The organism is Streptomyces sp. NPDC058373, assembly GCF_042723275.1.
Taxonomy (GTDB): domain Bacteria; phylum Actinomycetota; class Actinomycetes; order Streptomycetales; family Streptomycetaceae; genus Streptomyces.
In genome coordinates this window covers 43251-66674 of sequence record NZ_JBHXJE010000036.1, presented here as the reverse complement: position 1 = coordinate 66674, position 23424 = coordinate 43251, and the positions used below count along the sequence as shown (strand labels likewise).

General features: G+C 74.0%; 16 protein-coding genes, 1 rRNA gene and 1 pseudogene. 14 read left to right on the top strand and 4 right to left on the bottom strand.

The window, feature by feature from the left end; translation table 11 throughout:
• The 3 genes and pseudogenes from rrf to ACFWMZ_RS20430 form a co-directional block, all read left to right on the top strand.
• Positions 1 to 95, top strand: a 5S ribosomal RNA gene (gene rrf / locus ACFWMZ_RS20440); the annotation flags it as partial.
• A gap of 125 nt (positions 96 to 220) precedes the next feature.
• Positions 221 to 1276, top strand: a pseudogene (locus ACFWMZ_RS20435) (hypothetical protein); the annotation flags it as partial.
• 357 nt (positions 1277 to 1633) lie between these two features.
• Complete coding sequence (locus tag ACFWMZ_RS20430; RefSeq protein WP_383183395.1) at positions 1634 to 2518, top strand: hypothetical protein; 885 nt, start codon at positions 1634 to 1636, stop codon at positions 2516 to 2518.
• Between the two features lie 130 nt (positions 2519 to 2648).
• On the opposite strand, the gene ACFWMZ_RS20425 is transcribed toward ACFWMZ_RS20430, so the two are convergent.
• Positions 2649 to 3920 (bottom strand): DUF1015 family protein, encoded by a 1272-nt coding sequence (locus ACFWMZ_RS20425; RefSeq protein WP_383183392.1) that lies wholly within the window; start codon positions 3918 to 3920, stop codon positions 2649 to 2651.
• A gap of 73 nt (positions 3921 to 3993) precedes the next feature.
• On the opposite strand from ACFWMZ_RS20425, the gene ACFWMZ_RS20420 reads away from it, so the two are divergent.
• Positions 3994 to 5022: an HAD hydrolase-like protein gene (locus ACFWMZ_RS20420; protein WP_383183389.1), complete on the top strand. Its 1029-nt coding sequence runs from the start codon at positions 3994 to 3996 to the stop codon at positions 5020 to 5022.
• A gap of 121 nt (positions 5023 to 5143) precedes the next feature.
• On the opposite strand, the gene ACFWMZ_RS20415 is transcribed toward ACFWMZ_RS20420, so the two are convergent.
• Positions 5144 to 5518 (bottom strand): sterol-binding protein, encoded by a 375-nt coding sequence (locus tag ACFWMZ_RS20415; RefSeq protein ID WP_383203233.1) that lies wholly within the window; start codon positions 5516 to 5518, stop codon positions 5144 to 5146.
• A gap of 42 nt (positions 5519 to 5560) precedes the next feature.
• On the opposite strand from ACFWMZ_RS20415, the gene ACFWMZ_RS20410 reads away from it, so the two are divergent.
• The 5 genes from ACFWMZ_RS20410 (at position 5561) to ACFWMZ_RS20390 (ending at position 11176) form a co-directional block, all read left to right on the top strand.
• The gene (locus ACFWMZ_RS20410; RefSeq protein WP_383183386.1) at positions 5561 to 5893 is read left to right on the top strand and encodes a hypothetical protein; all 333 of its coding nucleotides are present in this window, start codon (positions 5561 to 5563) and stop codon (positions 5891 to 5893) included.
• Between the two features lie 55 nt (positions 5894 to 5948).
• Positions 5949 to 6764, top strand: coding sequence for a TlyA family RNA methyltransferase (locus ACFWMZ_RS20405; RefSeq protein WP_383183384.1), 816 nt, complete (start codon positions 5949 to 5951; stop codon positions 6762 to 6764).
• A 2-nt stretch (positions 6765 to 6766) separates the two neighbouring features.
• Positions 6767 to 7717 (top strand): NAD kinase, encoded by a 951-nt coding sequence (locus ACFWMZ_RS20400; protein WP_383183393.1) that lies wholly within the window; start codon positions 6767 to 6769, stop codon positions 7715 to 7717.
• Positions 7718 to 7814: 97 nt separating this feature from the next.
• Positions 7815 to 9572, top strand: a complete 1758-nt coding sequence (recN, locus tag ACFWMZ_RS20395; protein ID WP_383183382.1) for a DNA repair protein RecN — start codon at positions 7815 to 7817, stop codon at positions 9570 to 9572.
• Positions 9573 to 10051: 479 nt separating this feature from the next.
• A complete protein-coding gene (locus ACFWMZ_RS20390; protein WP_383183380.1) occupies positions 10052 to 11176 on the top strand; it encodes a glycosyltransferase family 4 protein in 1125 nt (374 codons plus the stop codon).
• Between the two features lie 452 nt (positions 11177 to 11628).
• Here the strand turns inward: ACFWMZ_RS20390 and ACFWMZ_RS20385 are convergent, their stop codons facing one another.
• The gene (locus ACFWMZ_RS20385) at positions 11629 to 13290 is read right to left on the bottom strand and encodes a PucR family transcriptional regulator (RefSeq protein WP_383203230.1); all 1662 of its coding nucleotides are present in this window, start codon (positions 13288 to 13290) and stop codon (positions 11629 to 11631) included.
• A 482-nt stretch (positions 13291 to 13772) separates the two neighbouring features.
• Between ACFWMZ_RS20385 and ACFWMZ_RS20380 the strand changes: the two genes are divergently transcribed.
• The gene (locus ACFWMZ_RS20380; protein WP_383183376.1) at positions 13773 to 14288 is read left to right on the top strand and encodes a hypothetical protein; all 516 of its coding nucleotides are present in this window, start codon (positions 13773 to 13775) and stop codon (positions 14286 to 14288) included.
• A gap of 12 nt (positions 14289 to 14300) precedes the next feature.
• On the opposite strand, the gene ACFWMZ_RS20375 is transcribed toward ACFWMZ_RS20380, so the two are convergent.
• Positions 14301 to 16130 (bottom strand): glycoside hydrolase family 15 protein, encoded by a 1830-nt coding sequence (locus tag ACFWMZ_RS20375; protein WP_383183374.1) that lies wholly within the window; start codon positions 16128 to 16130, stop codon positions 14301 to 14303.
• Between the two features lie 570 nt (positions 16131 to 16700).
• Here ACFWMZ_RS20375 and ACFWMZ_RS20370 point away from each other — a divergent pair.
• The 4 genes from ACFWMZ_RS20370 (at position 16701) to ald (ending at position 23031) form a co-directional block, all read left to right on the top strand.
• Complete coding sequence (locus tag ACFWMZ_RS20370) at positions 16701 to 18371, top strand: CTP synthase (RefSeq protein WP_383183372.1); 1671 nt, start codon at positions 16701 to 16703, stop codon at positions 18369 to 18371.
• A 117-nt stretch (positions 18372 to 18488) separates the two neighbouring features.
• A complete protein-coding gene (locus ACFWMZ_RS20365; RefSeq protein WP_383203227.1) occupies positions 18489 to 19163 on the top strand; it encodes an NUDIX domain-containing protein in 675 nt (224 codons plus the stop codon).
• A gap of 317 nt (positions 19164 to 19480) precedes the next feature.
• Positions 19481 to 21757 (top strand): tetratricopeptide repeat protein, encoded by a 2277-nt coding sequence (locus ACFWMZ_RS20360; RefSeq protein WP_383203224.1) that lies wholly within the window; start codon positions 19481 to 19483, stop codon positions 21755 to 21757.
• A 158-nt stretch (positions 21758 to 21915) separates the two neighbouring features.
• Positions 21916 to 23031 (top strand): alanine dehydrogenase, encoded by a 1116-nt coding sequence (gene ald, locus ACFWMZ_RS20355; RefSeq protein ID WP_383183366.1) that lies wholly within the window; start codon positions 21916 to 21918, stop codon positions 23029 to 23031.
• Positions 23032 to 23424: the final 393 nt, after the last annotated feature.

The following is a 23424-nucleotide window of genomic DNA, read 5'->3' as shown; positions in this document are numbered from 1 at the left end:
AAACGCCCGGTTACATTCCGAACCCGGAAGCTAAGCCTTACAGCGCCGATGGTACTGCAGGGGGGACCCTGTGGGAGAGTAGGACGCCGCCGAACAATTTTTGAGGACCTGTGGTCCCAGCGTTCATGCTGGGACCACAGGTCCTTTTTTGTTTTCCCGGAGCGCGCCGGAACACTGGTTGCGCGAGAATGACTTGCGGTACCGAAGACAGGAGTCACGGATGTCCACCAACTCTTCCGACGACCGGCCGGAGCGCGACCAGCGTCGGCAAGGAGGCGGCGACCGAGGCGGGTACCGCGGCGGGCCGCGTCGCGACAACGACCGGGCCGGCTCGGGCAGGCGCGACGATCGTGGCGGGGACCGTCCTGGTTTCCGGCGTGACAACGACCGTCGTGATGACCGTCGTGACGGTGACCGCGGTGGGTTCCGTCGCGACAACGACCGTCGTGACGACCGTGGCAGTGACCGCCCCGGCTTCCGCCGTGACGACCGTGGTGACCGTGGTGGTTTCCGCCGTGACGACCGGGATGACCGTGGTGGGCGTCCGCCGTTCCGGCGTGACGACCGCAACGACGGTCCCCGTAGGGACGACCGCGACCGGGGAGAGCGTGGTGGCTTCCGCCGCGACGACCGGGGCGGGGATCGCCCGGCTTTCCGCCGCGACAACGACCGCCGTGACGACCGTGGCGGCGACCGTCCCGGCTTCCGCCGTGACAACGACCGTCGTGACGGTGACCGTGGGGGCTTCCGCCGCGACAACGACCGTCGTGACGACCGTGGCGGAGACCGTCCCGGCTTCCGACGCGACGACCGTGGCGGCGACCGTCCCGGCTTCCGCCGCGACGATCGCGGTGGAGACCGCGGCGGGTTCCGACGCGATGACCGCGGTGGGGACCGTCCTGGTTTCCGGCGTGACAACGACCGTCGTGATGACCGTCGTGACGGTGACCGCGGTGGGTTCCGTCGCGACAACGACCGTCGTGACGACCGTGGCAGTGACCGTCCCGGCTTCCGTCGTGACGACCGTGGTGACCGTGGTGGTTTCCGCCGTGACGACCGGGATGACCGTGGTGGGCGTCCGCCGTTCCGGCGTGACGACCGCAACGACGGTCCCCGTAGGGACGACCGCGACCGGGGAGAGCGTGGTGGTTTCCGCCGCGACGACCGGGGCGGGGATCGCCCGGCTTTCCGCCGCGACGACCGCCGTGACGACCGTGGCGGCGACCGTCCCGGCTTCCGCCGTGACAACGACCGTCGTGACGGTGACCGTGGGGGCTTCCGCCGCGACAACGACCGTCGTGACGACCGTGGCGGAGACCGTCCCGGCTTCCGACGCGACGACCGTGGCGGCGACCGTCCCGGCTTCCGACGCGACGACCGCGGCGGCGACCGCGGCGGCTTCCGCCGCGACGACCGCGGTGGGGACCGGCGTGGCGGCGGGTACCAGGGACGTGGTGACCGCGACGGCGGGCGCCCCGGTTTCCGGCGTGACGACCGTGACAACCGAGGCGGCTACCGCGGGCGCGACGACCGCAGCGGTGGCTACCGCGGGCGGGACGACGACCGTGAGCGCGAGCCGATCAAGCGGCTGCCGATCCCGGAGGACGTCACGGGCGACGAGATCGACAAGGACGTGCGCCAGGAGCTGCTGAGCCTGCCGAAGACGCTCGCGGACGATGTCGCCCGGAACCTGGTGATGGTCGCGCGCCTCATCGACGAGGAGCCGGAGGAGGCGTACGCGTACGCGCGGATCGCTCTGCGGCTCGCCTCGCGTGTCGCCGCGGTGCGGGAAGCCGCCGGGTTCGCGGCGTACGCCAACCAGAAGTACTCGGAGGCGCTCGCCGAGTTCCGTGCGGCCCGGCGTATGACGGGCAGCGCGGAGCTGTGGCCTGTCATGGCCGACTGCGAGCGGGGCATGGGGCGTCCCGAGCGGGCGCTGGCGATGGCCGGTGAGCCCGAGGTGCGACGCCTCGACAAGGCCGGCCAGGTCGAGATGCGCCTGGTCGCCGCCGGCGCTCGCCGTGACATGGACCAGCTCGACGCCGCGATCGTGACGCTGCAGAGCCCGGAACTCGCCTCGAACTCGGTCCAGCCGTGGACGGCTCGGCTCCGGTACGCCTACGCGGACGCGCTGCTGGCCGCCGGCCGCGAGGACGAGGCACGTGAGTGGTTCGCCAAGGCGGCGGAGTCCGACAAGGACGGTGCCACGGACGCTTCCGACCGCCTCGCGGAACTCGACGGGGTGGAGTTCGTGGACGCGCTCGACGAGTCCGGGGACGAGGAGACGCCTGGCAACGGCCCCGGCGCGGACGTGTCTGCCGAGCCCACTCCCGTGACCGCTGAGGTCGAGGCGGAGGCCGACGCCGACGCCGACGCCGATGTCGACGCGGTGGCGGACGACGAGGGCAGGGGCGAGGACGAGCGTCCCGGCTCGGCTGAGGTGAGCGACCCGCGCGAGGCGCAGGACGAGGCACCCGCCGACCGCGAGCCGCGCGAAAACGGCTCTGACCAGGGCTGATCCTTCGCGGAAAAAATAGAAGAATGAGTCGAACGGGCGGGAACTCCGGAAGGAGTCCCGCCCGTTCGGCATATACACAGGCTGTGATCGGACGGTTGCGCACCGTCAAAGGCGGGGCCGGGAGCGAGAGCTAAGGGAGGAGGGTGCGGAAGACGAGACCTGTGGCGGGTTTCGGGCCGAAGGAAGTGGACTTGCGAGGCATCATGACGCCCTGCCTGGCCAGGTCGCGGACCACTTCCTCCTGCACGGGATGCATCAGCACCGCTGTTCCACCGTTGCGTTCCGCCTGCTCGACGGCGGCGGCGGTGTCGTGGATGTACGCGATGTGCTGCGAGGAGTCCGGGATCTGCCACAGGTGGTCGATGAGTGTGGAGTGCAGGACGGTCGCGTCGAGGGTTCGCCAGAGCTCGGGCCGGTCGCTGGGGACGGTGCTGTCGAGGAGCGCCTGATCCGGGCGGTCGACCAGATGGAAGCCGTCCCCCGCGAGGAGGAAGGCCGTACCTTCCGCCGACGCCTTCGAGAGGGCCTCCATGGCCGCCGCCAGGGGGCCCTCGACACGGCGGACGCGGAAGGTGCCGGCTAGGGCCGCCAGGGCTGACGAGGGAGAGAGGTGGTGCAGGAGGCGGTGGATGGCGCGCACCTGGAGCGGGTGGCGTGCGGTGTCGACCAGCAGGACCAGCCCGTAGTCCCACGGGCTGGGGGACGGGTGCTCCGCGCGTACCCGCAGTGAGGTGGCCCAGCGGTGGTGGCCGTCGGCGATCAAGGCCTGGTGCCCACTCAGGTCCCGCTGGACGGCGCCGATCTCGGTGGGGTCCGTGACCGACCACAGCCGGTGGCAGAGCCCGTCCTCGGTGGTGGTCGAGAGAAGAGGAGGAAGGAGGACCGTCCGGTCGATGACGTCCGCGGTGGCGCTGGAGCCGGGGTGGCTCCGGTAGCTGAGCAGCAGGGGCTCCAGGTTGGCGGCGGTGGCCCGAAGGAGTGCCGCGCGTTCCTCGACGATGTGCGGCATGACGTCCTCGTGCGGCAGAACGACGCCTTCCGCCGGATCGGACAGGCGGAGGCTGCCGATGACCCCGCGCTGGAGGAGGTCGCCCTCGCGCTGTTCGTAGACGTACAGGGCGGGCTCCTCGTCCCGGGCGAGGATGCCCGAGGCGAGCCACTGCGCCAGTGTGTCGGCGGCGCGGCGGTCCGCGCCCTCGCGGGTGTCGGCCTGCGGGAGGATCAGCCGGACGATGTTGTGGGGGTCGGCCGACTCCAGGTGGAGGAGGCCGTCCGGGCGGACCACGACGTCGTACGGAGGCGAGGTCACCGCGGCGAGGCTGTCCACCCTGTCCAGGCGGTAGCGGGTGCCCTGGAAAGGCTCCAGGTGCAGTCCGTGTGGGGTGGGCCCGGCTGTGCTCATTGGTGCATGCTATGCGCCCCGCCAGGATGCGCGATGATCGGGGGGAAGGCAGCGACGAAGGAGCGGACGCACGATGAGCGACACCCCCCGTACAGCCCCGTTGGGCGCCGTGCGGCCCCTGAGCGAGCAGTACGACACGGCCCTGCTGGACCTCGACGGGGTGGTGTACGCGGGCGGCGACGCCATCGCGTATGCAGTCGACTCCCTGGCGGCGGCCGGGGAGACAGGGATGAAGCTCGCCTACGTGACCAACAACGCCCTCCGTACCCCGGACACGGTGGCCCGGCACCTCACGGAGTTGGGGATCCCGACCGAGGCCGGGGAGGTCATCAACTCCGCGCAGGCGGTGGCACGGCTCATCGCCGAGCAGGTGCCGGAGGGCGCCCGGGTCCTGGTCGTCGGCGGCGAGGGGCTGCGGGTCGCTCTGCGGGAGCGCGGCCTGGTGCCGGTCGAGTCGGCGGACGACGAACCGGCGGCGGTCGCACAGGGGTACGGCGGCCCGGACATGCCCTGGGGGCGGCTCGCGGAGGCGGCGTACGCCGTGGCCCGGGGGGTGCCGTGGTTCGCGTCGAACACGGATCTGACTATTCCCAGCGGGCGGGGTATCGCGCCGGGCAACGGTGCCGCCGTCGAGGTCGTGCGGATCGCGACCGGTGCCGACCCGCAGGTGGCGGGAAAGCCGTTGCCGCCCATGCACCGCGAGACGGTCCTGCGGACGGGGGCGGAGCGACCGCTGGTCGTGGGCGACCGGTTGGACACGGACATCGAGGGGGCGTTCAACGGCGGCGTCGACTCGCTCCTGGTGCTGACCGGGGTCACCGGACCGGCGGAGCTGCTCGCGGCCGAGCCGGCGCACCGGCCGACGTTCGTCGACGCGGACCTGCGGGGCCTGCTGACCGGGCAGCCCGCTGTGGAGGCGGACGGCGAGGGGTTCCGGTGCGGCGGGACACACGCGCGGGTCGTCGGGGGAGAGGCCGTCGTCGAGGGGGACGGTGATCCGCTGGACGGGTTGAGGGCGCTCTGCGGGGCCGCCTGGACCGCCGCCGGTGCGGGGCGGTGCGAGCTGGACACGCGGAAGGTGCTGGCGCGGCTGGGGTGGTAGCGCTCCGAGGGCTCGGGCCGACCGGCTCGACGGGAGGGGCGATGCCTGATCGGGAGGGCCTCGGGCCTCCCCGTCTCCGGCCCGCCCCGAGCGGTCGCGCCTGTCGTGTCGCGCCGTTTCGTCAGAGGAGCTTTCGGAGGGTGAGCAGGTCGCGGAAGCCCGCGTTCAGGGTGAGGCGGCGGGTGGCCCAGGCGTGGGCGAAGTTCAGCTCGCCGTCGACCAGGGCGACCAGGTCGTCGCTGGTCATCGTCAGCCGGATGGCTGCCTTCTGCCGGTGGCCGTCGGAGCGTTCCGGGCCGGGGTGCGGTCCGGCGAGGGTGTCGCTCACCTCGATGCCGCCGGAGCGGAGCCGCCCGGCGAAGGTGACGTCGAGGTCCCCCAGGTGGCAGCTCACCGAGCGGTCGAGGGCCGCGGCGGAGCGGACCTTGGCTGAGGCGGTGGCCAGTTGGCCGGAGAGCCTGTCCAGTGCCGCGCGGCACTCTTGCGTCGTTGCCATCGGCGCCGACGTTACCGCAGGGGGACGCGGTAGCGTCGGGGCATGGACGACGGCACGGAGGAGCACGGGCAGGCGCACGGCACCCGCCCCGCCGAGCAGGGGGCCGACGCGTCCCGCGAGACCCTAGGCGAGCCCGGTGGTGCGCCCGGGGACGGGGCGCTGGTTCCTGCCGGGCCCGCACCGCTGGGGCTGGTGCGCGAGGAGACCGGGGAGCGGCAGGTGGACGGGGCGCTGGTGCGGCTCGGCGACGTGGACCACCTCGCGACCGACGGTCACCTCGCCGTGTACGAGGATGTACACCAAGGACTGCGGGCGGCGCTGGACGCGCTCGACGCATCCCCGGGGCCCTCGGCGCCCCCCGCCCGCCCGGCCTGACGGCTCCGCGGACCGCGCCCTCTGATTCCGTACGACCTCAGGAGCTGAACCGACCGTGGCAGGAGTGGCCCGCCGCCGCCTCGACGCCGAGCTGGTGCGCCGTAAACTCGCGCGTTCCCGGGAGCACGCGAGCCAGTTGATCGCCGCCGGGCGGGTGACCGTCGGAGGCAACACCGCGACGAAGCCCGCCACCCAGGTGGCGACCTCGGCGGCGGTCGTGGTCGCCACCGACGAGCAGGACCCCGACTACGTGTCGCGGGGCGGTCACAAGCTGGCCGGGGCCTTCGAGGCGTTCGTGCCGCGCGGCCTCACCGTGCGGGGCCGTAGGGCGCTCGACGCGGGCGCCTCCACCGGCGGATTCACCGATGTACTGCTGCGGGCCGGCGCCGCACAGGTGGTCGCGGTGGACGTGGGGTACGGGCAGCTGGCCTGGTCCCTGCAGAGCGACGAGCGGGTGGTGGTCAAGGACCGCACCAACGTGCGCGAGCTGACCCTGGACGCGATCGACGGGGAGCCGGTCGACCTGGTCGTCGGCGACCTGTCGTTCATCCCCCTCGGGCTCGTCCTGCCCGCCCTCGTCGCCTGCACCCGCCCCGACGCCGATCTCGTGCTGATGGTGAAGCCGCAGTTCGAGGTGGGCAGGGAGCGGCTGGGCAGTGGCGGCGTCGTGCGCAGCACCCAGTTGCGGGCGGAGGCGGTGCGTACCGTCGCCGAGCGGGCCGCGGAACTCGGGCTCGGTGTGCTCGGGGTGACGGCGAGCCCGTTGCCCGGCCCGTCCGGGAACGTCGAGTACTTTCTGTGGCTGCGGGCCGGGGCGCCCGCGCTCGATCCGGCAGATGTCGACCGCGCAGTGAGGGAGGGGCCGAGGTGACCGTGGAGGACACGGCGGGTACAGGGGGCGCCGAAGGACCGGGCGGGCCGGGCGCCGGGGAGGAGCGGACGGTCTTCCTGCTCGCCCACACCGGCCGCCCGGCCGCGATCCGCAGCGCCGAACTCGTGGTGCAGGGCCTGCTCAGGTCCGGCCTGGGTGTGCGGGTGCTGCGCACGGAGGCGGCCGACCTGCCGCTTCCCCCCGAGGTGAAGCTGATCGACGAGGCCATCCCGGCGGCGCTCGACGGCTGCGAGCTGCTGATCGTGCTGGGCGGCGACGGCACCCTGCTGCGCGGCGCGGAGTTCGCCCGGGCCTCCGGGGTGCCGATGCTCGGCGTCAATCTCGGCCGCGTCGGCTTCCTCGCCGAAGCGGAGCGGGACGACCTGGACCGGGTGGTCGACCGGGTGGTGAGCCGCTCCTACGAGGTGGAGGAGCGGATGACGGTCGACGTGGCCGTGCACAACAACGGCAGCGTCGTCCACACCGACTGGGCGCTGAACGAGGCCGCCGTGCAGAAGGTGTCGCCCGAGCGCATCCTCGAAGTCGTCCTGGAGATCGACGGCCGCCCGGTCACCGGCTTCGGCTGCGACGGCATCGTCTGCGCCACCCCCACCGGATCGACGGCGTACGCCTTCTCGGCCGGCGGGCCCGTGGTCTGGCCGGAGGTGGAGGCGCTGCTGATGGTGCCGATCAGCGCCCACGCCCTGTTCGCCAAGCCACTCGTGACGTCACCCGATTCGGTGCTTGCCGTCGAGGTGCAGCACAACACTCCTCACGGCGTGCTGTGGTGCGACGGCCGCCGCACGGTCGAGCTGCCGCCCGGCGCGCGGGTGGAGGTCCGCCGGGGAGCGGTTCCGGTACGGCTGGCCAGGCTGCACCACGCCTCGTTCACCGACCGGCTGGTGGCGAAGTTCGCCCTCCCCGTCTCCGGCTGGCGGGGCGCGCCACGTTGATCCCGTACCGCTTCCGGTGCCGCGCGCGGGCCCCTCGTCGGTGGTGCGGGGGGCGCGTGGGCGGGGGCGGCGTCGCACGGCGGCGCGGAAACCTCGTATGGTCGTGAGCGTGTTGGAGGAGATGCGGATACGGTCGCTCGGGGTCATCGACGACGCCGTCGTCGAGTTGTCGCCCGGGTTCACCGCCGTGACCGGCGAGACCGGCGCGGGCAAGACCATGGTCGTCACGAGCCTGGGGCTGCTGCTGGGGGGACGCGCCGACGCGGCGCTGGTCCGGATCGGCGCCAAGTCCGCGGTGGTCGAGGGGCGGCTCGCGCTGCCCCCGGACGCGCCGGTGCTCGCCCGGGCCGAGGAGGCGGGCGCGGAGCTGGACGACGGGGCGCTGCTGATCAGCCGGACCGTCTCCGCAGAGGGGCGTTCGCGCGCCCATCTCGGCGGCCGGTCGGTGCCGGTCGGCCTGCTCGCCGAACTCGCCGACGAGCTGGTGGCCGTCCACGGCCAGACCGACCAGCAGGGCCTGCTGAAGCCGGGGCGCCAGCGCCAGGCCCTCGACCGGTACGCGGGGGAGGCGGTCTCGGTGCCGTTGGCCGCGTACGGCGAGGGGTACCGGCGGCTGCGGGCCGTCGTCGCCGAGCTGGACGAGATCACGACGCGGGCGCGGGAACGGGCCCAGGAGGCCGACCTGCTGCGGTTCGGCCTGGAGGAGATCTCCGCCGTGGAGCCGCTCCCCGGCGAGGACACCGAACTGGCCGCCGAGGCCGAGCGGCTGGGCCACGCCGAGGCACTGGCGGCCGCCGCCGCCACCGGGCACACCGCCCTGGCCGGCAACCCCGAGGACCTGGAGAGCGCCGACGCGAGCACCCTCGTCTCCGGGGCGCAGCGCGCGCTGGAAGCGGTACGGGCCCACGATCCGCGGCTGGCGGCCATGGCCGACCGGCTCGGCGAGGTGGCCATCCTCCTCGGCGACGTCGCGGGCGAACTCGCCGGATACGCCGACAACCTGGACGCCGACCCGCTCCGGCTCGCCACCGTCGAGGAGCGGCGGGCCGCGCTCACCCAGTTGACCAGGAAGTACGGCGAGGACATCGACGCCGTCCTCGCCTGGGCCGAGCAGAGCGCCGCCCGCCTCGCCGAACTGGACGGCGACGACGACCGGATCGGTGAGCTGACCGCCGAACGCGACGCGGTACGCGCCGAGCTGGGGGAGCTCGCCCGGCGGCTGACGGAGGCCAGGCGCGACTCCGCCGAGCGCTTCGCCGAGGACGTCACCACGGAACTCGCCTCCCTCGCCATGCCGCACGCCCGGGTCAGTTTCGACATCCGGGACACCGAGGTGGCGCCGGACGGCGACGGCATCGAGGTGGGCGGCCGCTTCCTCGCCTACGGGCCGACCGGTGTCGACGAGGTCGAGCTGCTGCTCGCCCCGCACCCCGGGGCGCCGCCCCGGCCCATCGCCAAGGGCGCTTCCGGCGGTGAGCTGTCGCGGGTGATGCTCGCGGTCGAGGTGGTCTTCGCCGGGTCGGACCCGGTCCCCACCTACCTCTTCGACGAGGTCGACGCCGGGGTCGGCGGGAAGGCGGCGGTCGAGGTGGGCCGCAGGCTCGCCCGGCTCGCGCGGTCGGCGCAGGTCGTGGTCGTCACCCACCTGCCGCAGGTCGCGGCCTTCGCCGACCGGCAGCTGCTGGTCGAGAAGACCAATGACGGCTCGGTCACGCGCAGCGGCGTGAAGGTGCTGGAGGGCGAGGACCGCGTCCGGGAGCTGTCCCGGATGCTGGCAGGCCAGGAGGACTCGGAGTCGGCGCGGGCGCACGCGGAGGAGCTGCTCGCGGCGGCGCACGGGGAGGGGCGGCTCTAGGATTCGGCTCAGGCGGCGGGGTTCTCCCTGCTGGACGAGCAAGACGCTTCGGGCCTCGGGCGGCTCCAGGTGGTGGACCGCAACTGGACGGTGTGCTCGCAGGAGCCTGGACCCGGCAAGCACCCGCTGGAGACGAAGGTGACGTTCTACGCGGCCAAGACCGGCGAGGCCTGCTGACCGGGCGGCCGAAGCAGCCCCGGCGCGGTCTGCGTCCGCGGCGGGGCTCGGCGGGCTGTCGGGCAGGCGCTGCTCCGTGAGCCCTTCGGCGCTTCCTCCCCCGTCGGGACCTCGATGGATGCGCTGGAGGCTCCCCCATGCGGGTGATCTCGCCAGGGCATGCCCGCGTCCTCATGCTGCGCGGGCGGCCCCCGGTCAGGGTCCAGGTGCCGGAACGCCCGTGCGGGCTGGCATTCTTGACGGGGTGTGGGGCCTGAGGTCCGCACGTCGTCCCCATCCGCCGAACCGGGAGTACCGGCCACGTGAGCAGCCAGTCGTCAGCCCTCGGGCAGCAGCCGCTGCGTATCGTCCAGGTGCTCGGCGGGGGCAGTGCGGGCAGCAGCGCGCATGTGCGTTCGCTGGCGGCGGGGCTGACGGCGCGTGGGGTGCGGGTCGCGGTGTGTGCGCCGCCCGCGGTCGACCGGGTCCAGGATTTCGGGGGCGCCGGGGCGCAGCACCTTCCCGTCGCCCGTAGCAGCGATCCGGCGGCGCTGGCCTCGTTGCGCGGGGCGTGCGCCGACGCGGACCTGGTGCACGCGCACGGGCTGCACGCCGGTATGCGCGCCGCTCTGGCCCTCAGTGGGCTGCGGACTCCGCTCGTCGTCACCTGGCACACGCGGGCGTACGCCGAGGGGGCCCGCGTCCCGTTGCTGCGGTTGCTGGAGAAACGGGTGGCCAGGGCCGCTGCGGTGGTGCTCGCCCCCTCTTCGGACCTGGTGCGGAGGGCTCGGCGACGGGGGGCGCGCGACGCCCGTTACGCGCCCGTGGCGTTCCCCGCGCTCCGGGCGGACCCGGCCGACGCGGAGGCCCGACGCCACAAGACTCGGGCGGAGCTGGGTGCGGTGGGCCGGCCCCTGCTGGTGGCGGTGGGCTCGTTGGAGCGGCACCGGGGATACGGCACCCTCCTTGACGCGGCACGCGACTGGGCCCGGGTCGGCACGCCGCCGCTGCTGGTGATCGCGGGGGAGGGGCCGGAGCGCGGCGCCCTCCAGGCCCGCATCTGGGACGAGGAGCTGCCCGTACGCCTCCTCGGCAGGCGGCGCGACGCCGCCGAGCTGATCGCCGCGGCCGATCTGGTGGTGCTGCCGAGCCGCTGGGAGGCGCGGTCGGTCCTGGCGCAGCAGGCCCTGACGGCCGGGGTGCCCCTGGTCGCCAGCCGGGTGGGCGGTATCCCCGAGCTGGTCGGGGACGGGGCGGCGCTGGTGCCGTACGGCGATCCCGTCGCGCTCGCCGCGACCGCGCTCCGGCTGCTGGCCGACGGACCCGAGCGGCGGGCGCTGGCCCGGCGGGGTCTGCGGCAGGCGGCGACCTGGCCGACCGGGGACGAGACGGTCGCCCAGGTGCTCAGCGTCTACGACGAGCTGACGGGTCCGCGTGTCGGTCCCTGAGCCGGGGCCGGGCCTGGACCGCCGGTGGCCGGCGGGTTGATGGTCTCTTCCGTACGGCATGTCGGGCCCAGGGAAGTCGAGCAGCACCGGGGAGCTTGCCGGACTTTTCGCCGAGCCAGGGTTCTCCCTCTCCGCGGACGCGCTCCGCGCCAGGCGCTCGGCGTCTGAGAAGCTCGGAGCGGCTGGCTGACGTGCTCGGGCGCACCTGGACGGGGTCCCGCCGCGCCGTCGCCGGTACGGCGGTCGCGGGCCATGACATCGTTGTGGCCCCTGGCCTGAGCGGGCCGCGGCGATTGAGCCGTGGCGATGGCGCGACGCCTGGCCCTCTTCGCTCCCCAGGGACCAGTCCGACCGCCCGGCTTGGCCGCCCGACAGTTCGGCCGTGGCCGGGCCCACGGCGACGGGGACATCGAGCACCCTCGTGGACGGACCGAATGGGCGCAGCCCAGTCCTCACGGCACGTGCCTGCGGGCGCGCAAGGCCAGGCTCAGGGCGAGGACGGTGTGGGGGTCGTCGAGGTCGGTGCCGAGGAGTTCGGCGATGCGGGCGAGGCGGTTGTACAGGGTCTGGCGGTTCAGGTGGAGCTCGCGGGCGGTCTCCGCCTTGCGGCCCGCGTGGGCCAGGTAGGCGGTGAGGGTCGGCAGCAGGGGCGGCTTCGCCCGGCGGTCGTGGTCGCGGAGCGGGCCGATCGCGCGGCCCACGAACGCCGCGAGGTCAGGGTGGTCGCGCAGCCGCCACAGCAGCAGGTCGATGTCGAGCCGCCGGGCGTCGTACCAGGGCTGGTCGGGCAGCCCCTGCGCGGCCGTCGCCGTCTGCGCCGCGTGCCGCAGCCCGGCTGCCGCGGCGGCCCAGCCGCCCGCCCCGCCCACCACCACGACGGGCCCGGGCCGCCCCGCGGCGCCCTCGGCCGGGGAGGCGGCGAGGCCGGTGCGCTCCAGCCCGGCCCGCAGGGCGGCGGCCACGCGCCCGGCGACGGCGGTGCGCTCGCCCTCGGAGCGCAGGCCCGCCAGGACCGGGACCCGCCCTTCCACGGGACGGACGCCGAGCAGCGCGGGCACCCCCAGGGCGGCCAGCTCCTCGGCGACGGCGCGGACCAGGACCGCCCAGCCGCCGCCCGGCGTGAGCCCCTCCGGCGGGTCGGCGAGCCGCATCACGACGGGCAGCATCGGGCCGTCACCCGGCCGGAAGCCCAGGACGCGGGCCTGGGCGGGTGCCTCCTCGGGCGCGATCCGGCCCTCGGCCAGGTCGTGGAGGAAGTCGCCGCGCCCGCGGGCGGCCAGCTCCTCCTCCTGGCGGGCCTGCATGAGGACGACCGCGAGGATGCCGCAGGCCCGCTCCGCGGCGATCCGGTGCACCGGCAGCAGCACACCCGTCACCGGCAACAGCACGAGCCGGGCCCGGACCGACCCCGCCGAGCCCGGCGCCGTCGAACCGCCCGGCACGTCCACCACGACCGCCCCCGACGGCGTGCGGTCCCGGTCGGCGGTGCGGCCGGCCCGCAGGCCCTCCCAGACCTGGAGCGGGTCGGGCCGGGCGGCGCCGGGTGGCGCCGCCGCGTAGAGGAGGCGGCCGTCGGCGGTCTCCAGGAAGACCGGCTCGGCGGCGAACTCGGCGAGGGTGCGCAGCACCTGCGGTACGCCGCCGCCGTCGAGCAGGGCGCGGGTGCAGCGCCGGTGGATCTCCTCGGCCTGCTGGAGAAGGGCGTAGTGACCGTTGACGATCTCCGTGTGGACCTGCTCCGTCACGGTCACGAAGGGCACCTCGCGGTGGAGCTGCACCAGCGGCAGCCCGGCCGCGCGAGCGGTGTCGACCAGGGCGGCGGGCAGGCGCGGGAAGCGCGGGCCCAGCTCGACCACGAGGGCGGCGATGCCCCGCTCGGCGAGCCTGCGCACGAAGGCCCGCTGGTCGGCGGGGCGGGTGCCGATTCCGAGGCCGGTGGTGAGCAGCAGCTCCCCGCCCTTGAGGAGTGCGGGAAGGTTGGGTGCCTCCCCGGCGTGCACCCAGCGCACCGTCCGGTCGAGCTGGTCCTCGCCGGTCACCACCTCGGGGAGGCCTCCGCGCAGCCCCGGCAGTTCGAGCGCTCCGCGCACGGTGATTCCGCCCTGCTTCTCCATGGATGCGGACGCTACTGCCCGCCGGGGCGGTGCGGGAGCCGGCCCCCCGGGGCGAGAGCGGGGCGAACCGGCCGCAACTCCGGCTCCGCTGAGGCTGTTCGGGACGGCTGGGCGGACGCAGAGCCGCAGGAGTGTGAGGTGCGTCATACGGGGCGGCGTTCCGGCGGCTGCCACGGTCCGCCTCGGACGTGCCGGAAGCCGAGGCCTCCGGCCGACGGGCGCCGGGTGTACGCGGGGCACATGACCGGCGCGGACCACACTCCGGATTCACCCGGAGGGGTACCCCGGCAGCCGCGCCGCGCCGCCCCGTACGGCGACGGCGAGGGCAAGTGCGGGCCGTGCCGACCGGGGGGGCGCCCGAGCGGGGCGCCGAAGCAGTACGACGGAAAGCCGCGGCCCACCCACCCCGCGCCAAGTCCCGGCCCCGGCGGGTTCCCCGGAAACCCCGGCCGCGGCCGGCGTGGCGCCCGTAGCCTCCCGCCATGACCGCCCGCGCAGAGCTCCCCCTGCTCTTCCTGGACGTCGACGGCACCCTGCTTCCCTACGGAGGGGCGCGCCTCCCCGCCGACCTGGGGGAGTGGGCCGCCTGGCAGCACGCCTCCAAGCCGCAGCCGGCCAAGCTCGACCGGGCGCACGGCCCCCGGCTGCTGGAGCTGCCGTGCGCCCCGGGCCGGGCCACCGCGTGGCGGCAGGACGCCGACGAGGTGATCGCCCCGCTGCTCGGTCTGCCCCGGTGGCCGGTGGCCGAGCTGCCCGAAGCGCCGCTGGACGACGCCGGCGACCGCCTGCACCGGAAGACGCGGGCGCTGGCCGAGTCGGCGGCCGGCAGGCCGTTCGCCTGGGTGGACGACGAGATCAGCGGGCTCGACCGGGCCTGGGTCGCCCGGCACCACGGGGGCCCCGCCCTGCTGCACCGCGTGGACCCCGGGCCCGCTCCCGGCCGCACACGCCACCGCCCCGGTCGCACCATGAGCGGTGCGGCCGGGGCGGCGGGGTGAGGCGGGCGGGGGTCAGCCCCCGTACGCTCCCGACGCCGTGAGGCGCAGGGCGGTGTCGATGAGGGGGACGTGGGAGAAGGCCTGCGGGAAGTTGCCGACCTGGCGCTGGCTGATCGGGTCCCACTCCTCGGCGAGGAGGCCGAGGTCGTTGCGGAGGGCGAGGAGCTTCTCGAAGAGCTTGCGGGCCTCGTCCACCCGGCCGATCATCGCCAGGTCGTCGGCGAGCCAGAAGGAGCAGGCCAGGAAGGCGCCCTCCTCACCGGCCAGGCCGTCCAGGCTCGGGTCCTCGCCCGCGCTGGTCGGGTAGCGCAGCACGAAGCCGTCGGGTGTCGAGAGCTCCCGCTGGATGGCCTCGACGGTGCCGATGACCCGCTTGTCGTCCGGCGGCAGGAAGCCGACCTGCGGGATCAGCAGCAGCGAGGCGTCCAGCTCCTGGGAGCCGTACGACTGGGTGAAGGTGTTGCGCTCGGGGTCGTACCCCTTCTCGCAGACGTCCCGGTGGATGTCGTCGCGCAGCTCGCGCCAGCGCTCCACCGGGCCGTCGGCGTCGCCCGCCTCGATGAGACGGATGGTGCGGTCGACGGCGACCCAGGCCATCACCTTGGAGTGGACGAAGTGGCGGCGCGGGCCGCGCACCTCCCAGATGCCCTCGTCCGGTTCCGTCCAGTGCGTCTCCAGGTAGCGGATCAGCTTGAGCTGGAGCAGCGAGGCGTAGTCGTTGCGGGCCAGCCCCGTCATGTGCGCCAGGTGCAGCGCCTCGGTGACCTCGCCGTAGACGTCGAGCTGGAGCTGGTCGGCGGCGCCGTTGCCGACCCGGACCGGGGTCGAGTTCTCGTAGCCGGGGAGCCAGTCGAGTTCGGATTCGCCGAGCTCCCGCTCGCCGGCGATGCCGTACATGATCTGGAGGTTCTCCGGGTCGCCCGCGACCGCGCGCAGCAGCCACTCGCGCCAGGCGCGGGCCTCGTCGCGGTAGCCGGTGCGCAGCAGCGAGGAGAGGGTGATCGCCGCGTCGCGCAGCCAGGTGAAGCGGTAGTCCCAGTTGCGGACGCCACCGATCTCCTCGGGGAGGGAGGTGGTCGGCGCGGCGACGATGCCGCCGGTCGGGGCGTAGGTCAGCGCCTTCAGCGTGATCAGGGAGCGGACCACGGCCTCCCGGTAGGGGCCGTGGTACGTGCACTGGGCGACCCAGTCGCTCCAGAACTCCTCGGTGTTGGCCAGCGCCACCTCGGGCTCCGGGACGGCCGGAGGGCTGTGGTGGGACGGCTCCCAGGAGACGGTGAAGGCAACCCGCTCACCGGGGGAGACGGTGAAGTCCGAGTAGGTCGTCAGATCCTCGCCGTGCGTCTCGGTGGTGGAGTCGAACCAGACCGAGTCGGGCCCGGCGACCGCCACCAGCCGCTCGCCGATCCGGTGCACCCACGGCACGACCCGGCCGTACGAGAAGCGCATGCGCAGTGCCGAGCGCATCTGGACGCGGCCGCTGAGGCCCTCCACGATGCGGACGAGCTGCGGGGCGCCGTCGCGCGGGGGCATGAAATCGGTCACGCGGACGGAACCGCGCGACGTTTCCCACTCCGACTCCAGGACCAGCGAGTCTCCGCGATAGCGGCGCCGGGTGGCGGTGGGGGGCTCCTCGTCGTCGGAGTGGGTCGGCCCCAGTCTCCAGAAGCCGTGCTCCTCGGTGCCGAGCAGTCCGGCGAAGATCGCCGGGGAGTCGAAGCGGGGCAGGCACAGCCAGTCGACTGTGCCGTCCCGGCAGACCAGGGCGGCGGTCTGCATGTCTCCGATGAGTGCGTAGTCCTCGATGCGCCCGGCCACGTGCATCTCCAGTCGAACGGCCATGTCGCCCCCTCGGCGGGGACGCTTGCTCTGCGGTCAAAGGAATGGTGCCGAGCTGTCCTCAGCGGGCGACGGACCTGGTCGTACCGTGTGCCGTCCCACCCTGTCGGCCCGCCACCACCCTTGTGGGGCGCCACGCGCCCGACTCTGCTCGGCGGCGAATGTCCGAGCAGGATACGACGCACACCCAAGATCCGCCCGCCGGACGGGGCAACACGGGAACACCGTACGGGCGATCGAGGAATGAGTCGTTCCGACGACGGTAACCCGCCTTCCCCGGTGTGCGCGCCCCCATCCGCAGGACCGGTCGGAACTCACCCCGAACGGTCCGCGGCCACCCGCGCGCACTCGGAACTGAACCCTCCGGAACGCCTCACCCAGGGTCGCCGGAGGTGACGAACGGTGGCCGGAAGAAGTCTCCCCCGGTCGCTGTTACGCTGGTAGCCCGTGGAGACGGTGGGCATCTCCGAGCGATCCGAGGCCCCCGCAACCGCAGCGACGGCACCCAGGTACACCCCTCGGACCCGACGCCTCAGCATTTCGACACGCGACCACGGGAGCCCCCTCTTGGCCATGCCAACTCGATCCTCGACATCCTCGACGACCAAGCACATCTTCGTCACCGGGGGTGTCGCCTCCTCGCTTGGCAAGGGCCTGACCGCCTCCAGCCTGGGTGCGCTGCTCAAGGCGCGGGGTCTGCGGGTCACGATGCAGAAGCTCGACCCCTACCTGAACGTCGACCCCGGAACGATGAACCCGTTCCAGCACGGTGAGGTCTTCGTCACCAACGACGGCGCCGAGACCGACCTCGACATCGGTCACTACGAGCGATTCCTCGACGTCGACCTCGACGGCTCGGCCAACGTCACCACCGGCCAGGTCTACTCCACCGTCATCGCCAAGGAGCGGCGCGGCGAGTACCTCGGTGACACCGTGCAGGTCATCCCGCACATCACCAACGAGATCAAGCACCGCATCCGGCGGATGGCCACCGACGACGTCGACGTGGTCATCACCGAGGTCGGCGGCACCGTCGGCGACATCGAGTCGCTGCCCTTCCTGGAGACCGTCCGCCAGGTCCGCCACGAGGTCGGCCGGGACAACGTCTTCGTCGTCCACATCTCGCTGCTGCCCTACATCGGCCCCTCCGGCGAGCTGAAGACCAAGCCGACCCAGCACTCGGTCGCCGCGCTGCGCAACATCGGCATCCAGCCCGACGCGATCGTGCTGCGCGCCGACCGCGAGGTCCCGGCGTCGATCAAGCGCAAGGTCTCCCTCATGTGCGACGTCGACGACAACGCCGTGGTGGCCTGCGTCGACGCCAAGTCGATCTACGACATCCCCAAGGTGCTGCACACCGAGGGCCTGGACGCCTACGTCGTCCGCAAGCTCGACCTGCCCTTCCGGGACGTCGACTGGACCACCTGGGACGACCTGCTGGACCGCGTCCACAACCCCGACCACGAGGTCACCGTCGCCCTGGTCGGCAAGTACATCGACCTGCCCGACGCCTACCTGTCGGTGACCGAGGCGCTGCGCGCCGGCGGCTTCGCCAACCGCGCCCGCGTCAAGGTCAAGTGGGTCACCTCCGACGACTGCCGCACCGAGGCCGGGGCCCGCGAGCACCTCGGCGACGCCGACGCCATCTGCATCCCCGGCGGCTTCGGGGAGCGGGGCGTCGACGGCAAGGTCGGCGCCATCGCCTTCGCCCGCAAGGAGGGCGTCCCGCTGCTCGGCCTCTGCCTGGGCCTGCAGTGCATCGTCATCGAGGCGGCCCGCAACCTGACCGGCATCGCCGACGCCAACTCCACCGAGTTCGACCCGGCCACCGCCCACCCGGTCATCTCCACCATGGCCGAGCAGCTCGACATCGTCGCCGGCGAGGGCGACCTCGGCGGCACCATGCGGCTCGGCATGTACCCGGCGAAGCTCGCCGAGGGCTCCCTGGTCCGCGAGGCGTACGACGGCAAGGAGTACGTCGAGGAGCGCCACCGCCACCGCTACGAGGTGAACAACGCCTACCGCGCGGAACTGGAGAAGAAGGCCCAGCTGCAGTTCTCCGGCCTCTCCCCGGACGGCAAGCTCGTCGAGTACGTCGAGTACCCGCGCGAGGTCCACCCCTTCCTGGTCGCCACCCAGGCCCACCCGGAGCTCCGCTCCCGGCCGACCCGGCCCCACCCGCTCTTCGCCGGGCTGGTCAAGGCCGCCGTCGCCCGAAAGGTGGGCGCTGCGGAGCAGGCGTAAGCGCGCCGCGGGGGAGCGCTAACGTTGCCGGGGCACGGACCGACGCGGTCCGTGCCCCGGCGCGTTGCCGCACCACCGCGCCGACCGACCGGACGACGCGCGAACGGAACACGGCACATGGGCACCTCCCACACCACCGACAGCACCGCGCCGCCTCGCGACGGGCGCCTCATCGACACCCCCGCACACTGGCCGGTCACCGAGAGCGTCACCCCGTTCCGGGGCGCCAAGACCGCCATGCGCACCGACACCGTCCGGATGCCGGACGGCTCCACCGCCAGCCGCGACTACCAGGTCCACCCCGGATCGGTCGCCATCCTCGCCCTCGACGACGAGGACCGGGTGGTGGTCCTGCGCCAGTACCGCCACGCGGTGCGGCAGAAGCTCTGGGAGATCCCGGCGGGGCTCCTCGACGTCCCCGGCGAGAACCCGCTGCACGCCGCCCAGCGCGAGCTGTACGAGGAGGCGTACCTGAAGGCCGAGGACTGGCGGGTGCTCACCGACTTCTACCCGACGCCCGGCGGCTGCGACGAGGCGGTGCGGATCTTCCTGGCCCGCCAGCTCTCCCCGGCCGGCGGCGAGCGGTACGCGGCCTCCGACGAGGAGGCCGACATGGAGCTGGCCACCGTCGCCGTGCCCGACCTGGTCCAAGGGGCCCTCGCGGGGGAGCTGCACAACAGCTGCCTGATCCTCGCCGCCTACGCGCTGACCGCCGCCCGGGCCACCGAGGGCGGCCTCGACGCGCTCCGGCCCGCCGAGGCCGAGTGGCCGGCCCGGCCCTTCGAGGTCTGAGCTCCGCGGTCACCCGCGCCTTCGTGACGACGGCCGCGTATCCACGGAGACGCCGGGTACGCGGCCGTCACGGCGCAGGAGACCGGTGCGGGCCCGGCGGGCGCGGCACCGCGGGGACGTACGCGCCGCCGTGCCGCTTCCCCGTGAGGGCCCAGGGCCCTCGCCCAGGCAGGAGCCCGGTCCGACGATCCGTTGATCCGATCGGGCGACAATCCCGCCGCGCTCGCCCGGGCGACTGCGGAGCGTGAACTAGGCTCGTCGACGCCCGGTCAGGTCCCCGGCAGGGCACGTGTGCGCAGCGAACGGGAGTGTGGCCCGTGACGGATCAGGTCGTCGGCACCAGCGGCCCCGAGGCGCCGGGTGAGAGCCCGTCGCCCGGCGCGCCCCGCCCAGCCTTCTTCGGCCGCGGCAGAGAGCTGAAGGAGCTGCGCGCCGAGATCGGCCGGGCCGGGCTCGACACCATCGCCGGACGCGGCGCCCCCCGCCCCCGGGTCCTGCTCATCGCGGGCGCCCCCGGCTCCGGCCGCAGCGCGCTGGCCGAACACCTCGCCGCCACCCTCGCCGACCGCTACCCCGACGGCATCCTCCGCGCCCGCCTCACCTCCGTCGACGGCACCGCCCTGACCGAGGGCGAGGCGGCCCGGCTGCTCCTCGACGGACTCGGCGTCCGTACCGTCCCCGGCGCCGGGGACGACGACCTCACCCACGCCGTGCGCCAGGCCCTCACCGGCCGCCGCCTGCTCGTCCTGCTCGACGACGCGGCCTGTGCCGAGCAGGTCGACCCGCTCCTGCCCGAGGGCGAGGGCACCGGCGACAGCCTCTTCGTCGCCGTCTCGCGGGGTCCGCTCACCGGCCTCACCGGCGTCCGCCCCTGCGCGCTGGGCGGCCTCGACGCCCCCGACGCCCACGCCCTGCTGGAGCATTACGCGGGCGCGGTCCGGTTGACCGTCGACCCGCGCGCCGCCGACTGCCTGATCGAGCGGCTGGGCGCGCAGCCCGCCGCGCTGGTCCTGGCCGGGGGGCATCTCGCGGCCCACCCCAAGACCTCCGTGGCCGATCTGGCCCACCGGCTCGGCCAGGCGCCCGCCGACGGGCCCGGCGGCACCGGCGAACTGCCCCGGATGGCACGGCTGAGCCACGACGCGCTCTCCGCCAACGCCGCCCGCACCCTGCGCCTGCTCGCCTTCGCCCCCGCCGGACAGGTCGACGCGCACACCGCCTCCGCCCTGGCCGGAGCCTCGCTCCCGGCCGTCCGCACCATCCTGGGCGAGCTGGCCGCCCTCGGATTCCTGCGGCCCGAACCGGGCCTGGAGCCGGGTGCCGAGCCGCGCTGGACCGTGCCCACCTGCCTCCAGCCGGTCCTGCGCGACCTCGCCGACGACCACGAGCGGCCCGCCGAACTCCAGCTGGCCCGGGCCCGGATGCTGGAGCGCACCGTCCGGCTGCTGCATTCCTGCCGCGCCGTCACCGACCCCGAGGGCAGCCCCGCCCGGGTGGCGCTCGCGGCGCTCCCGCGCGCCCTGCGCTTCGACACCGCCGAGGCGGCCGCCGCCTGGCTGGAGCGCTCGCGTGCCGCGCTGCTCGCCTCGGCGCGGCTGGCCGTCGCCGACGGGGAGTTGGACACCCTGGCGCGCCGCCTCCTCGCCGCCCTCGCCCGGGCGCTCCTCGCCCACCGGGACGCGGCCGAGGCCGCCCCCGACCTCTACCCGGTGCACGGGCTGGTGCTGGACGTGGCCGAGCGCCGCAGGCTCCCGAGGGAGAAGGCGGCGGCGCTGCTGAACCTCGCCGACCTCGACGCCTCCACCGGCCGCACCCGGCAGGCGCTGAGCCGCTACCGGGCCGCGCTGGACGCCGCCCGCACCGCCCACGACGCGGTGGCCGCCGGGCGGGCGATGGAATCCGTGGCCGGGGCGTACCAGTCCCTGGAGGAGTGGCCGCGCGCCGCCGACTGGTACGGCCGCGCCCTCACCGAGCGGCTGGCGCGCGGCGAGCACGCCGACGCCGCCCGTGTCTACGGCCGGCTCGGCACCGTCCACACCTACGCCGGACGGTACGGCGAGGCGCTGCGGCAGTGGCGGGCGGCGGTCGCCGCGTACCGCAGGTGCGGGGATGTGGCGGGCCGCGCACGGGCGTTGAGCGAGCAGGCCCGGGTCCAGGAGTACGCGGGGCGTCCGCAGGAGTCGCTGCGCACCTGCCAGGAGGCGGTCCAGTGGGCCCGTGAGGCGGGCGACGACCGGTTGCTGGCCGCGCTGCGGCTGCGGCTGGCCGACACCCTGGAGCGGCTCGGCGACCCGGCGGCGGCCAGGCTGCACCGCGCCGCGGCCGAACAGCTGCTGGCGGCGGAGGAGGGCGGCGGGGCGGAGTCCGCGGCGGAGCGGCCGGACGCGGCCGATCCGGACGAGGAGGCGGTGGCCGCACTCGCCGAGCAGGCCCAGCCGCCCACCGAGCTCCGGTTGCCCGCGGAGGCGGGCGGTCCGCGGGAGCCTGATGTGTCCGACGGCACCTCCGGCCCGGCGGCGGCCGGGGAGGCGCCGGAGGGGCCCGGAGAGCGGGCAGTCCAGGAAGTCGGAGCCGTTCACCTGCGAAATCCGTAGCGCTTCTCGAAAAGATAGGTGGCTTCTAAGGCTGGACAGGGAGAAGTCCTTCATTAGACTGGCCGGGCCGCGTTCGTTCGCGGTGTCTTCCGGTACGCCCTGCTGCGGCCGGGAATCCCCCCTCCTGTCCCCATCAGAGCCAAGGACCGTGATCGACGATGAAGGTCGGCATCCCCAGCGAAGTCAAGAACAACGAGTTCCGGGTGGCCATCACTCCGGCCGGCGTGCACGAACTGGTCCGCCACGGCCACGAGGTCCACGTCCAGCAGGGCGCCGGCCTCGGCTCGTCGATCACCGACGCCGAGTACGTGGCGGCGGGCGGCACCATCCTGCCCACCGCCGACGAGGTCTGGGCCGCCGCCGACCTGCTGCTCAAGGTCAAGGAGCCGATCGAGGAGGAGTACCACCGGCTCCGCAAGGACCAGACCCTCTTCACCTACCTCCACCTGGCGGCCTCGCGTCCCTGCACCGACGCCCTCCTCGCCTCCGGCACCACGGCCATCGCCTACGAGACCGTCGAGACGGCCGACCGCCGCCTGCCGCTGCTCGCCCCGATGTCCGAGGTCGCGGGCCGGCTCGCCCCCCAGGTCGGCGCCTACCACCTGATGCGCGCCGCCGGCGGCCGCGGTGTCCTGCCGGGCGGCGTCCCGGGGGTCGCCGCGGGCAAGGCCGTCGTCATCGGCGGCGGTGTCTCCGGCTGGAACGCCACGCAGATCGCGGTCGGCATGGGCTTCCACGTGACGCTCCTGGACAAGGACATCAACAAGCTCAAGGAGGCCGACAAGGTCTTCGGCACCAAGGTGCAGACCGTGGTCTCCAACTCCTTCGAGCTGGAGCGCGCCTGCCTGGAGGCCGACCTCGTCATCGGCGCCGTCCTCATCCCCGGCGCCAAGGCCCCGAAGCTGGTCACCAACGAGCTGGTCTCCCGGATGAAGCCCGGAAGTGTCCTTGTCGACATCGCCATCGACCAGGGCGGCTGCTTCGAGGACTCCCACCCGACCACCCACGCCGAGCCGACCTTCCAGGTCCACAACTCGGTCTTCTACTGCGTCGCCAACATGCCCGGCGCCGTCCCGAACACCTCCACCCACGCGCTGACCAACGCCACGCTCCCGCACATCCTGGAGCTCGCCGACCGCGGCTGGGTCGAGGCACTGCGCCGCGACGCCGCCCTCGCCAAGGGCCTCAACACCCATGACGGCAAGGTCGTCTACCGCGAGGTGGCCGAGGCGCACGGCCTGGAGCACACCGAGCTCTCGGCTCTCCTCGGCTGATCGCAGGGACGCGCACCCGTCAATACGCGTCGTCAATCTCACGCCCGCGGCCGGACCCTGTGGACAGGGTCCGGCCGCGGGCGTGGTGCTGCGGGTTCCGGGCGTGCCGGATGCCGGGTCAACTCGCGGTGAACGTAGCCCTTTACCCGATTCGCACGCCCGGGGAAATGTCCCGGTCGCCCCCTGTGCGACGCGTCCGCGCCCTTGACAGCGGGGTGTTCGGTTGCCGACACATCCGGCCGGGTCCGGTGGATTGTGTTGCTGCGAAGCGGTGACACGCCATAGAGTCGCCAACCGTCGGCATGGTGCCACGCTGACCTATCTAGAAGTTTCCTGGTCACCAAGGAGGTAAGACGACTTGTGAATGAGTCGACATTTTCTCCCAGGGGTGCC